This is a genomic window from Paraburkholderia bannensis (genome assembly GCF_014200455.1).
GTDB classification, from domain to species: Bacteria; Pseudomonadota; Gammaproteobacteria; order Burkholderiales; family Burkholderiaceae; genus Paraburkholderia; species Paraburkholderia bannensis_A.
The window spans coordinates 97775-110074 of record NZ_JACHBW010000005.1; the positions used below are offsets into that span (position 1 = coordinate 97775).

Sequence of the window (12300 nt, forward strand, 5' to 3'; positions counted from 1 at the left end):
AGCAGGCAGCCGTGTGCGGCAAGCCACGTTTGATGGCGCAAGGCGCGACGTTGCCACCTTTGCTGCCATGTTTATCGGCGCGTGACGAGGGGAACTGAAGGTGTGGGTGGCGCAATCGGTCAGGATTAATTGCGCAGGTATTTCGCTGGATTCGTCGGATGAATTGGCCAAGATCGTTGCGCACACAACGACGGACCTATTGTGCGCCCCGGTTCAACCCTCGTCGCCGCCCAGCGCCGACGCTTCAATCGCTTCGATTAGCGCCTTCAGCACACTCTCGATGGCCGAAGACAAACGCCGCTCGCGCATCGTCGTCACAAAGAGGCGGCGCTGCCGCAACTCCGGTTCGTCGATGGGGCGAGCGACCAGGGCGAAATCATCGGCGCGTGCGACCAGTCCCGCGAGCGAGAGCCTGCTGCCCAGCGTGATCGCCCCCGCGAGGGCGGCGAACGCATGCAGCGCGCTCGAATTATTGCTGGTGAGAATCGCGTTCAACTCGATCCCCTGGCGCGCGCAACACGCGTCGATCAACTGCCGCGCCGTGTTGCCGGGTTCGAGCAGCGCGACCGGATAAGCGGCCAGATCCGCAAGCGTGAGTGCGTCGTGCCCGGCGAGTGGATGCGCCGCGTCGAGCAGGGCGCAGACGCTCGCCTCGGCGCTGTATTCCACGCTCACCTTAGCCGGGTCTCCGCCCGAGAACGACAGTCCCAGATCGACTTCGCCGGACGCCACCCAATGCTCGACCTGCGCTGGCGTGCCCGAGCGCAGCATGAAATGCACGTGCGGCACGGCGGCGTGATGGCGCGCGAGCACGCCTGGCAGGAACGAGCGCGTGAAGCCCTCGGTGCAGCCCACGCGCACGATGCCGCGCCCCAGCGCCTTGCTGGCGGCGATTTCCGCGAGCACCGCATCGCCTTCCAACAGCGAGCGGCGCGCGTGAGCGGCCAGGCGCTCGCCCGATTCGGTCAGCACCATGCCGCGCGGCATGCGCTCGAACAGCGGCGTGCCCACGTCCTCTTCCAGCTTGGCGATCTGCCGGCTGATGGCCGAAACCGCTACATGTAGCGTTTGCGAGGCCGCGGCGAGCGAGCCGGTGCGCGCGACTTCGATGAAATAACGCAGGGCGATGCCGTGCAGCATGGTGTTGAACACTCCTGGAAGTGGTGCCGGTGCGTTGCCATTTTGGCAATGCTATCCGCAAAATTTGAAATTGTTGCGAATTTTTGGCGTTCCTAGACTGGGTTCATTCCGCAGCATCTGCACGACACAAGACGAATCACAAGACGAATGGAGCCCTGGATGAGCGCGCCTGAAACCACTGAAACCCCCGTACGACCCGGCCCTCAGGCTGACGCCGCGCCGCGCCGGCAGGCCATCGCCGCCGCGCTTGCACACTTCGATAGCGGCGACTTCCTGCGCGAGCTCGAACGCCGCGTGGCGTTTCGCTCGGAAAGCCAGAACCCGGCGCAGGCCGATGCACTCGCCGCCTATCTCAGCGACGAGATCGCGCCCGCCCTCGCGGCGCTGGGTTTTACGAGCCGCGTGGCCGCGAATCCGGTCAACGCACGCGCGCCGTTCCTGATCGCCGAACGCATCGAAGATCCCGCGCTGCCGACCGTGCTGACCTATGGCCACGGCGACGTGGTGCGCGGCTATGACGAGCAATGGCGCGACGGCCTCAAGCCCTGGGAAGTGCGCGTGGAGGGCGACCGCTGGTACGGCCGCGGCACGGCGGACAACAAGGGCCAGCATTCGGTGAATTTCGCGGCGCTCGCGGCGGTGCTGGCGCAGCGCGATGGCAAGCTGGGCTACAACGTCAAGGTGATCTTCGAGACCGGCGAGGAAATCGGCTCGCCGGGCCTGAACGAAGTGTGTGCGGCGCAGCGCGAGGCGCTTGCCGCCGACGTCTTTATCGCCTCCGACGGCCCGCGCGTGAGCGCTCAGCGCCCGACGCTCTTTCTTGGCTCGCGCGGCGGCGTGACGTTCGAACTACGCGTCGACTTGCGCGAAGGCGCGCATCATTCGGGCAACTGGGGCGGCGCGCTGCGTAATCCGGCCATCGTGCTTTCGCACGCGATCGCCAGCCTCGTGGACCGCCACGGCGCGATTGCCGTCCAAGGTCTGCGTCCGCCGCCGATCCCCGCAAGCGTGCGCGCCGCGCTCGCCGATATCGAACTGGGCGGCGACGAAAGCGCGCCCGAAATCGATGCCGATTGGGGCGAGCCGGGTCTCACACCCACGGAGCGCGTGATCGGCTGGAACACGCTGGAAGTGCTGGCGTTCAAGGCCGGCAATCCCGATGCGCCCGTCAACGCGATCCCGCCGCGCGCGCAGGCGACCTGCCAGCTGCGTTTCGTGGTGGGCACCGACTACACGCGCGTGGGCGAGCATCTGCAGGCGCACTTCGCGCAGCACGGCTTCAAGGAAGTGCAGGTGCAGGTGAAGCAGACCGCAGCCGCCACGCGCCTCGACCCCGACGACGCCTGGGTGCGCTGGGCGCTCGCCTCGCTGCGCGACACCACGGGCAAGAAGCCCGCGCTGCTGCCGAATCTGGGCGGCACCGTACCCAACGACGTGTTCGCCCACACACTGGGCCTGCCCACGCTGTGGGTGCCGCATTCGTATCCGGCCTGCGCGCAGCACGCGCCCAACGAGCATCTGCTGGGCAGCGTGGCGCGCGAAGCGCTCGCCGTGATGGCGGGCCTCTGGTACGACCTGGGCGCCGATGCCGCGCGCCTTGCCGCCCAACGTTAATCACGCACGCCGGTACAACACGCCTGCGAGGAAGACCACTATGACCACGACACCGGCCACCCCTCCGGCCACCCCAGCGCAGCATAAGAAGCCGCGGCCCAGCCTGACGCAGATCGTCGTCGCCACGTCGGCGGGCAACGCGCTCGAATGGTTCGACATCGCGATTTACGGCTTTTTCGCGGTGTTTATCGGCAAGCACTTCTTTCCGGCCGCAAGCGAAACGGCCTCGCTGCTGCTGACCTTCGGCGCGTTCGGCGCGTCGTATCTGGTGCGTCCGCTCGGCGGCATGGTGCTGGGAGCGTATGCCGACAAGCGCGGCCGCAAGGCGGCGTTGATGCTTTCCGTGAGCCTGATGATGCTAGGCACGGCGATCATCGCGCTGGTGCCCGACTACGCGAGTATCGGCATGGCGGCACCGCTGGCCGTGCTGGCGGCACGCCTGATCCAGGGTTTTTCGGCGGGCGGCGAGTTTGGCGCATCGACGGCGATGCTGATCGAACACGCCCCGCACCGGCGCGGCTTTATCGCAAGCTGGCAGTTCGCGACGCAAGGGCTGGCCACGCTGCTTGCGGCTTCGTTCGGCTACGGTCTTGCCAAAGCCATGCCGGCCGCCGATCTGGCCGCTTGGGGCTGGCGTCTGCCGTTCTTCTTCGGCTTGCTGATCGGTCCGGTGGGCCTCTATCTGCGCCGCTTTATCGAAGACGCGGAAGACTTCACGCTGGCTGCGCGCACCGATTCGCCCGTGCGCGAGGTATTCGTCCGCCAGAAGCAGCTCGTGCTCACATCGATCGGACTGCTGACGGTTTCGACCGCCGTGAATTATCTGCTGCAATACGTGCCGACCTTCGCGATGCGCGACCTGCATCTGGGCGCGGCCACCGGCTTCGCCGCGACGATGGTGGGCGGCGTGATCCTCACCGTGGTCACGCCGTTCGCGGGCCATCTCTCCGATCGCATCGGACGCCGCCGCCAGATGACGTGGGTCGCGCTGCTGTTCGCGCTCACGGCGTACCCCGGCTTCGTGTGGGTGAGCTCGCAGACTTCGCAGGCTGGCGCGATGCCGCTGTTCGTGCTGATCGCATGGCTTGCGCTGCTCAAGTCGATCTACTTTGGCGCGCTGCCGGCCTTGATGGCGGAAATCTTTCCCGCCGCCACGCGAGCCACGGGCATGGCGATTGGCTACAACGTGGGCGTGACGGTGTTCGGCGGGTTCACGCCCGCCATCGTCACCTGGCTGCTGGGCGCAACCGGAGACAAGAGCGCGCCCAGCTACTACCTCATCCTCACGGCGATGATCAGCCTCGCGGCGCTGGCGTGGGTGAGCCGTGTGCCGGTCGAGGCGCGCGCGCGCCGCGTCGCTGCCTGAAGCGGGTTGCGCACGGGACCGTAAGCGTGGACTTCACGGCGTAACGGTCGGTGTGATAGTTTGTCTGACGTAAATGCGGCGCGCGGGGCGCAACAACGCCCGCGTGCCGCAGCCAGGAGACCTACGCATGCAGACCACCCGACTCACCGACTGGAACCAGTTCATGGAGCTGACGACTCAGCTCGACGGCTGGGCGTTTCGCGGGCAGCAAAACGCCCAATGGCGGCTGGAAAGCTCGCTCTCGCGTTATATGCGCGATTATGTGGACGATCATAGCCAGTGGCGCGCACGCGAGGAGCGCGCGATCCGCGTGTTCCGTCGCAAGGCGCACAACTTCCTCGCCCATCCCGACATCCTCGCCGACGACCTGCGCTGCCTCGCGCTGATGCAGCACCACGGCGCGCCCACGCGTCTGCTCGATTTCACCAAGAGCCCATTTGTGGCGGCGTTTTTCGCACTCGAACGCGCGACCGGCGACGCCGCCGTCTACGCGCTCAACACGCCTGCGCTATGGAACAATCGCGCACGCCCGAAAACCGATCCCGCGCTGACGCGCGATGTGATCGACCCACGCGCGCCCGGTCACTTCGAACGCTATTTCTTCTGCAATACGAATGAAATTCTCTGGTCCGGCGAGCCCTCCGAGATGGACGACCGTCTGGTCGCGCAGTCGGGCACCTTCGTGGTGCCGGGCGTGATCGACAAACCCCTGCAGGCGATCCTGGACGGCTACGACACCCACGAGGAACTGCTGCACCAGATCGTGCTGCCCGCGAGCCTGCGCATGGACGCGATGAAATGGCTGTATCGGATGAATATCACCAATGCCTCGCTGTTTCCGGGGCTGGACGGTCTTGCACGCTCGATTGCGGTGGAACTGGAAATCGTCTGGTCGGGGATGATGCAGTCGCAGTGAGTGGCGCATTGCGTTTCGATGCCGCTCAAGCTTCGCAAGTCCCGTAAGTCCCGCCCGTGAGCAGGTAGGGCACGGGCGCAATCAGCGTACGCAAGGTCTGCAACGAAACCGGCCTTGAAAACCAGAAGCCCTGGGCCTCGTCACAACCCAGTTCGCGCAGACGTCGGGCCTGCGCAGCGGTCTCGATGCCTTCGGCCGTGACCTTCAGTTCCAGCGCGTGCGCCATCGAAATGATTGCACCGACCAGTGCTTCGCTGCGCGGATCCGTTTCCATCTTCGCCACGAAAGAGCGGTCGATCTTGAGCCGATTGAGCGGCAGGCTCGCGAGCCATGCGAGATTCGAATAACCCGTACCGAAATCGTCCACCGCCACCTCGATACCTAGCGCGCGCAGCGCCTGCAGCGTCCGCACGGTGCGGCCCGCATCGGCAAACAGCATGCTTTCCGTGATTTCGATCTCCAGTTGATCGGGTGCGAGCGCGGCGCGCTCCAGCGCCGCTTCGATCTGCCCGGCGAATTGCGGATTGACGAACTGTTGCGGCGAGACGTTCACGGCCACCTTCGGCAGCGTGTGCGCGAGGCGCTGCAACTGGCCGGTCTCGCGGCAGGCCGTGTTCATGACCCACGCGCCAATGGTGTCGATCAGCGCCGCCTCTTCGGCGATCGGGATGAATTCGCCCGGACTCACGAGACCATGTACGGGATGGCGCCAGCGCAGCAGCGCTTCGGATTGCATGATCGCGCCCGTTTGCAGCGACACGCGCGGCTGATACAGCAGAAATAGCTCGCGCGCACCGATAGCGTGACGCAGTGCGTTTTCCAGTTCCAGTTGCCGGGTGGCGCGTTGCTCCTGCGCCCGCGCGAAGCGGCACACCTGACCGCGCCCCGTGCGGCGCGCCTCGGAAACGGCCACCCCCGCGCGCCGCACGAGCGTCGCGGCATCGTCGCCGTCGTCGGGATGCCGCGCTGTTCCGATGTTCAGATTGACCTTCGCGCCGTGCCGTGCCTGCACGCTCGCGTTGTGCTGTGCCTGCTCCGATTGTTCGCCTTGTGCGAAGGCTTCGATCAGCGCTTCGGCCACCTCCGGGGCGTCGTCGCCGCGGCCCGGCAAGGCCAGCGCGAACTGGTCGCCGCCGATGAAGCCCATGGGCACGCCGCCGCATTGCGCGTGCGCCAGCCGCCGCAGCCGCGCGCCCGCATATTCGAGCGCGAGATCGGCGCCTTCGGGACCGAGCGCTTCGCGCGTCTTCTGCAGATCGTCGATTTCGATCACGAGCACCGTGAGCGGCTCGCCGCTGCGGCGGGCGCGCGCGAGCGAGAGATCGAGCCGTTCGAGGAACAGCTCGCGATTGGGCAGACGCGTCGCGCTGTCGTGATGCGAGACGTACCAGAGCCGCGCCTCGGCGCGCGCGTGGCGCGTGGTGTCCACCGCGATGCCGATGTAGTGCCCTGCATAGCGCGCTTCGAGCGCGCCCGTGAGCGGCGCCATGGCGAGCGAGACCGGCACGCGCGTGCCGTTGCGGCGCACGTAGGCCCACTCGCCGCGAAACTGGGCGAGTGCGCCGGCGCCGGTGGCAGGCGAGGGGCCGACGCGCCGCACGAGCTCGGCCGGGTCGTGCAGAGCCAGGAATTTGCACTGGCCGATCAGATCCTGCTCGCGGTAGCCCGTCAGCTGCTCGTAGGCCGCGTTGACGCGCGCGAACACGCCGTCGGGCCGGCACAGGAAAGCGCCAAACGGCGCGGCGAGAAAGGCCGATTCATAGACGCTTGGCGTGCTCATCGAAGTCCTGTGCGCATGGTATGGCATGGCGAACCCGCGCGCCGCCGGGCGTAGCGGCGCGTGTCGCCTTGTCGTTATAGCCAGCGACGAAGCAGGAGCCATGCCATATCCGATGCGTGCGCAACGGACTTGAAAGACAGCGTAAGCAAGTGTGGGTTACGTAACGCGCGCCGTGTGTGATGCGCGTGCGTTACGTTACGTGATCCTGAGTGGCGTTACGCTCCGGGCGGGCGTAACAGGCAGCCGTCAAGGCCACCTTCAAGACCACCTTCGAGGCCACCTTCGAGGCCACCTTCGAGGCGGCCTTCAGCTAGCCTCACTGCGCTTCGGGGCGCGGCAGGTTGAGGCCTGGCGCGAGACGCGTGGCCTTGAATTGCGTGACGGTGTAGTCGGCGAGTCCTTGCTGGGCAAACGGGTCGCTCGCGAGAATCGCATCGAGGCGCTCGCGCTCCATGTTCGACGCGACGATGACGCCGCCATCGCGCGGCATCCTGGGACCTGCCGCGATGAATAGTCCGGCCGCGAACTGCGCATCGAGAAAATCGCGATGGGCGGGCAGCGCGTCGTCGATACGTTCGAGCGATGCGGTATAGGTCAGCGAAACGATGTACATGAGGATTCCATAAGCGGGCACAGCCTTCGATTGTAGCGGGGAGTGTTCAGGATGAGCGTTCCCCGGTTTCACTCCGGACTTGCTCGTCGGTTTACTTCGCATGCGAATCATCTATATACTTCACATGCGAACTAAACCATCAGGAGAGAGCAATGAATGCGGAAATCCTCGCCGAGCAGGCCAATGGCGTGTTGACGATTACGTTGAGCCGGGCGGACAAAAAGAATGCCCTGACGAATAGCATGTACGGCACGCTGGCCGACCTGATCGAGCGCGCCGAAGCTGACCGCGCAATCCGTGTGCTGCTCGTGCAAGGGGACGGCGACATCTTTACCGCAGGCAACGATGTGGGCGAGTTCGCGGCGATTGCCATGGGAAAGGGTCCTGAGGAGCGGCATGTGCATCGTTTCCTGCGCGCGCTGGCGAAATCGACGGTCCCGCTCGTTGCGGCGGTTCATGGCAAGGCCGTGGGAATCGGCACAACCATGCTGCTGCACTGCGACTACGTGCTGCTCGCGCCGGACGCGCAATTGATGACGCCGTTCGCCAACCTCGCGCTCGTACCCGAGGCGGCGTCGAGCTACCTGCTGCCGCTGCGTGTGGGCCATGTGCGCGCCTTCGAAATGTTCGCGCTGGGCGAGCCGATCGATGCCAATAGCGCGCTTGCCTGGGGGCTGGCGAACAGGATCTGCGCGAGCGATCAGCTACGCGCCGAAGCGCGTCGTATTGCCGAAAAAATCGCCACCAGGCCCGCGGGCTCGCTTGGCGCAATGAAATCGCTCATGCGCAACGCGCAAACGCTGATTGCGAAAATGGACAGTGAAACGGAGAAGTTCGAGGAGCGCTTGAGCAGCGCTGAAGCGAGGGAAGCCTTCTCGGCTTTTGCAGAAAAGCGCAAGCCGGATTTTTCGCGCATCTCAGCGCATTGATCGATAACGTGTGAGCGGCAGCGGCGCTTAAGCGTCGCGATCGTCGGCGAGAGGGAATTTTGTTTGCAGACTGCTCAGCCAGCGCGCCACGATCGCGATTTCCGCTTCCGTGAAACCATCGGTCAGCGTGGCGTTCAGGTCTTTCATACGCAGCTTCGAACGCTGGCGGGCAGACCTTCCTGCTTCTGTGAGCCACAGGCGCGAGACGCGCCCATCGGTTTCGTCGGCGCGCCGCTCGATCAAGCCCAATTTTTCCGTGCGGGCAGCAAGGCCGCTCATGCCCGGCGCACCCAGATCCAGCGCCGCTGCGGCCTCGCTCATCAACGCGCCGTTGTGTTCGCCGAGAAAAAACAGCAGCCCGGCCTGGGCGGCAGTCACACCGCTGCCCTCCGCGCGTTCCTGGGACCAGCGTTGCAGCCGGCGCTGTCCAACGTTCAGCAAATAGACGAGGCGGTGCTTCATGAGCGCGTGCCGGAGGGGGCGATAGGGTCGATAGAGCAGATAGCTTCGATATTTAGTTCGCGTGTGAATAATATCACGCGACGCGAACGCGGCCATGAGGCGATCTGCGAGGTCAGGTGGTGCTCGCGCCGATCACGCGCAACGACTCCATGGAACTCTGTCGCGATTACAGGAAACTGCCAGGCAGCTCGACGCCCGCGCCGTGCTCCAGTTGCGCTTCGCCTTCCGAGATCAAATCGGCAGCGACCTCCAGCACCTCGGCTAGACGGAACAGCAACTGGTCGCGCCATTCTTCGTCATCGGCGCTGGGGGACGGTTGCGCGAGGCTTTCGATCAGCGAGTTCGCCGTTTCGAGAAAGGGCAGCGCGCGGTGGTAGCTGAGGACGGCCGCCATGGCATCGTCAGTCGCTCCTTTCAGCGGGCGCAGATAGTCGTCGGCGCGATCGTTCGGAGGCGACTGCATCGCCGCAGCCAGTTGGTCGATCCGCGACTGTCCGTGCGAGCCCACGCGCAATGCGCGCTGCTGGAGTTGCGCATACTGTTCGCGCAGTTCGGTTTCATTGAGCATCGGAATATCCGCAGATTGCAAGTTCATGGACGGCATTGTGTACCAACTCGCGGCAGGCGGCGTGCCGTGTCCACAGGGTCCGGATCGCGGAGCGTATTTCGCGGTTGATGCACTTGGGAAAGCGATGTTCGGCGAAGGCCGAAGCGGGCTGCTCGATCCGTGGACCGGGAGAATGTGATGGCAGGGGAAGAAGGATTCGAACCTTCGAATGCCGGAATCAAAATCCGGTGCCTTAGGCCAGCTTGGCGACTCCCCTACGTAGGGCCGTGATCGTAACAGAGGATTGGAAAAGAGAAAAGGGCTTCGTTCAAATTAGCCTTCAATCGCCTGATGCGTTATCTGTTGCCTCTTGCCTGATGGGTTATCTGATGAACTGGCCGAGTTGCCACACGCCCAGCCCGGCCAGCAGCGCCGCCGAGCAGAGATTGATGGCGCGGTGCCAGGTGGCGTCGAAACAATGGCGCAGCCGCCCCACGCCGATGGACAGGATCAGCCACCATAGCGCCGATCCGCTTAGTACGCCCGCCACCATGACCCACGGCGATGCCGCCGGCGCGTGGCCCGCCAGCGCGCCGAACACGGCCATGAAAGACAGGATGGTGGTGGGGTTCGACAGCGTCAGCAAGAAGGTGCTGCCCACGTAGCGCAGCAACGTGCCTGCGGGCGGTTGCTCGCCGCCGCTTCGCGCTGCGGGCTGGGTGGCGATGCGCCAGGCCAGCCAAAGCAGGAAGGCACCGCCCAACAGACCGAACCAGGGCTTCAGTCGCAGCAGCCAGGCGATCAGACCGCTGACGCCATAAGCGCCGACCGCGCCGTAGACCGCGTCGGCGAATGCCGCGCCCAGTCCCGTGGCCAGCCCGGCAAGGCGGCCATGATCCAGCGTGCGCTGAATGGCGAGCAGGCCGATCTGGCCGACCGGCGCGGCGATCGACAGCCCGATCAGCAGCGATTGCCCGAACAGCACGAGGGTAGTGGAGGGCGGCAGGATATTCATGTCGAACATTTTCCGGCCAGCACGCCTGCTTGCACAGAACAAAACCCGCAGCGAAAATCGGTTTTGTTTTCGATTTTTCAGGTTGAAGCGCGTCATGACCGAATCTTTGCAACTCGATACCAAAGCCTGGGCGCTGCTCATGGCGCTGCAGGAAGATGGCCGCGCGCCGCTGAAGACGCTGGCGCTTGCCGCCGGCTTGTCGGTGCCCGCGACGGTGGAGCGTCTCAAGCGCCTGAAGGATGCCGGGGTGATCCGTTCGGTGGGCGCGGAGCTGGATCCGGCGCAGGCTGGCTATCCGGTGCGCGCGATCATTGGCGTTACCGTGCAGCAGCCGGGTAAGAAAGCGTTTCTGGACAAGCTGCGCCGCGCGCCCGAAGTGCTGGAATGCCATCATGTGGCGGGCGCCGATTCATATATCGTGACCGTGGTGTCGCGCAGCCTCGCACAGCTGGAGCACTTCCTCGGCTCGATTAACGGCTACGGGGAGACGCGCACCTCGATCGTCTTTTCGACGCCGATTGCGCGTCGCGGTCTGGTCGCGCCCGGGGCGGCGCGCTGAGCCGGTCGTGGTGCCGCGGTTTCAAAGTGCGCGTTCTTGCGAAAGCTGACTCAGCGCGAGGGTTCGCCCTTCAGTTCAAGGCCGCCCGTCGCAAGCCCGGTTCAACGTGGCGCCAAGACGAGATGTTCGTGACGCTGCGTGGCGAACCGTGCGTGCTGTAGCGTGCAATCGACGAGCACGGCATTGAGCTCGACATCCTGCCAGAGAATCGAGCGACCGCTCTCCGGTAACGGGTCTCACGCATACGCCACGATCCGTGGCGCACCGAGTCGTACGCCCACAGCCGCACCCCAGCGTAATCATGCGATACGCGTGAGTCGACGTTCGGCCATGAGAAGCCACTCGGCTGGACATTGGAATTCTCCGGCGAGCAATCGCTAGCCTTGATGCTTCCGATATCGCGGAGACGCTCGTAGTCGCAAGCGTGCAGACTTTGCGCCCCGGTCCATCACATCCGCTCGACGAGCGCACGCAACACCGTATCGAGTTCGACCCGCCCCTTGCGGCTTTCGTGAGCGAACGTGAGCCAGCCAGCATTGAATCCGTCGAGCATCTGGATGCGCGGCAGCGGATTGCGCATGCCCTGGGCGCGAAACAGCGCTTCCCACGTTTCGCGCGGCACGGCCTCGGCGCGCACGCAGCGGCCCAGCAGATGCGTGAACGCTGCCGCAATGTCGTTGGGTGAAACCCGGCGCGGCCCTTCGAGTTCGACGACGCGCTTGCCGATCCACGACTCCTGAAGCAGTTCAGCAGCCACCCGACCGACATCGGCCGTGGCGACCATAGGAATCCGCCGATCCAGCGGTTGGAGAAAGGCCTGGATGACACCCGTATCGCGCGCAGCCGCCACGTCCCATGCGGCGTTTTCCATGAACCATGCCGGGCGCAGGAAAGTGACGGGCATCGCCAGACCGCCCAGTTCCTGCTCCAGGATACCGAGCTGACTGAGCAGATTCTGCTGGCGCGCTTGCGCGCCGACGGTCGAGATGCAGACAAGCCGGCCCGGCCGCGCGCGCTCCAATGCGATGCGCACGGCGGTGATGACCTTGCGGGTTTCCGTGAAGCCGGGTGAGGGATCGAAATTCGGCGGCAGGACCACGAATGCAGCTTCGGCGCCGGCGAACGCGCGCTGCAGCGCGTCGGTGTCGTCCATGCGCGCGAGCGCAGGCTCACAGCCCTGCGTCGCCCAACTCTGCGCCTTGCCGGCGTCGCGCAGTACCGCGCGCACATCCTTACCGGCGGCCAGCAGTGTGCGTGCGACGACACCGCCTACCTGACCTGTGATTCCCGTAATGGCAAACATGAAGACTCCTGATTGGAAGCAGCGACTGCCGCAATGGATGCCATTGTGTGGATGCG

At 65.2% G+C, this 12300-nt stretch carries 12 protein-coding genes and 1 tRNA gene; 5 read left to right on the top strand and 8 right to left on the bottom strand.

The window, feature by feature from the left end; translation table 11 throughout:
• Positions 1 to 213 precede the first annotated feature (213 nt).
• On the bottom strand, positions 214 to 1140 hold the full coding sequence (locus tag F4827_RS10230) for a LysR family transcriptional regulator (protein ID WP_183723958.1): 927 nt from the start codon (positions 1138 to 1140) through the stop codon (positions 214 to 216).
• A 159-nt stretch (positions 1141 to 1299) separates the two neighbouring features.
• Here F4827_RS10230 and F4827_RS10235 point away from each other — a divergent pair, with 159 nt between their 5' ends.
• The 3 genes from F4827_RS10235 to F4827_RS10245 all read left to right on the top strand — a co-directional run bounded on the left by F4827_RS10235 (position 1300) and on the right by F4827_RS10245 (position 5036).
• Entirely contained in the window at positions 1300 to 2754 is a 1455-nt protein-coding gene (locus F4827_RS10235) for a M20 family metallopeptidase (protein WP_183723957.1), read from the top strand.
• Positions 2755 to 2794: 40 nt separating this feature from the next.
• Positions 2795 to 4120, top strand: coding sequence for an MFS transporter (locus F4827_RS10240; RefSeq protein WP_183723956.1), 1326 nt, complete (start codon positions 2795 to 2797; stop codon positions 4118 to 4120).
• Between the two features lie 127 nt (positions 4121 to 4247).
• Positions 4248 to 5036 carry an FRG domain-containing protein gene (locus F4827_RS10245; RefSeq protein WP_183723955.1) on the top strand — a complete coding sequence of 263 codons (789 nt, stop codon included), beginning with the start codon at positions 4248 to 4250 and terminating at the stop codon, positions 5034 to 5036.
• Positions 5037 to 5061: 25 nt separating this feature from the next.
• Here F4827_RS10245 and F4827_RS10250 read toward each other — a convergent pair whose 3' ends face one another.
• Both F4827_RS10250 and F4827_RS10255 read right to left on the bottom strand, forming a co-directional pair.
• Positions 5062 to 6816 (bottom strand): bifunctional diguanylate cyclase/phosphodiesterase, encoded by a 1755-nt coding sequence (locus F4827_RS10250; protein ID WP_260175107.1) that lies wholly within the window; start codon positions 6814 to 6816, stop codon positions 5062 to 5064.
• Positions 6817 to 7132: 316 nt separating this feature from the next.
• Positions 7133 to 7429 carry a YciI family protein gene (locus F4827_RS10255; protein WP_183723953.1) on the bottom strand — a complete coding sequence of 99 codons (297 nt, stop codon included), beginning with the start codon at positions 7427 to 7429 and terminating at the stop codon, positions 7133 to 7135.
• 152 nt (positions 7430 to 7581) lie between these two features.
• Here F4827_RS10255 and F4827_RS10260 point away from each other — a divergent pair, with 152 nt between their 5' ends.
• A complete protein-coding gene (locus F4827_RS10260; protein WP_183723952.1) occupies positions 7582 to 8358 on the top strand; it encodes an enoyl-CoA hydratase in 777 nt (258 codons plus the stop codon).
• 27 nt (positions 8359 to 8385) lie between these two features.
• Here the strand turns inward: F4827_RS10260 and F4827_RS10265 are convergent, their stop codons facing one another.
• The 4 genes from F4827_RS10265 to F4827_RS10280 form a co-directional block, all read right to left on the bottom strand.
• Positions 8386 to 8820: a MarR family winged helix-turn-helix transcriptional regulator gene (locus tag F4827_RS10265; RefSeq protein WP_183724046.1), complete on the bottom strand. Its 435-nt coding sequence runs from the start codon at positions 8818 to 8820 to the stop codon at positions 8386 to 8388.
• A 166-nt stretch (positions 8821 to 8986) separates the two neighbouring features.
• Positions 8987 to 9415, bottom strand: a complete 429-nt coding sequence (locus F4827_RS10270) for a hypothetical protein (protein WP_184123804.1) — start codon at positions 9413 to 9415, stop codon at positions 8987 to 8989.
• A 151-nt stretch (positions 9416 to 9566) separates the two neighbouring features.
• Positions 9567 to 9644 (bottom strand) — tRNA-Gln (locus F4827_RS10275).
• Positions 9645 to 9749: 105 nt separating this feature from the next.
• On the bottom strand, positions 9750 to 10382 hold the full coding sequence (locus F4827_RS10280) for a LysE/ArgO family amino acid transporter (RefSeq protein WP_183723950.1): 633 nt from the start codon (positions 10380 to 10382) through the stop codon (positions 9750 to 9752).
• Positions 10383 to 10476: 94 nt separating this feature from the next.
• Here F4827_RS10280 and F4827_RS10285 point away from each other — a divergent pair, with 94 nt between their 5' ends.
• Positions 10477 to 10941, top strand: a complete 465-nt coding sequence (locus F4827_RS10285; RefSeq protein ID WP_183723949.1) for an Lrp/AsnC family transcriptional regulator — start codon at positions 10477 to 10479, stop codon at positions 10939 to 10941.
• Between the two features lie 448 nt (positions 10942 to 11389).
• Here F4827_RS10285 and F4827_RS10290 read toward each other — a convergent pair whose 3' ends face one another.
• Positions 11390 to 12244, bottom strand: a complete 855-nt coding sequence (locus F4827_RS10290) for an NmrA family NAD(P)-binding protein (RefSeq protein WP_183723948.1) — start codon at positions 12242 to 12244, stop codon at positions 11390 to 11392.
• Between the last annotated feature and the right edge of the window lie 56 nt (positions 12245 to 12300).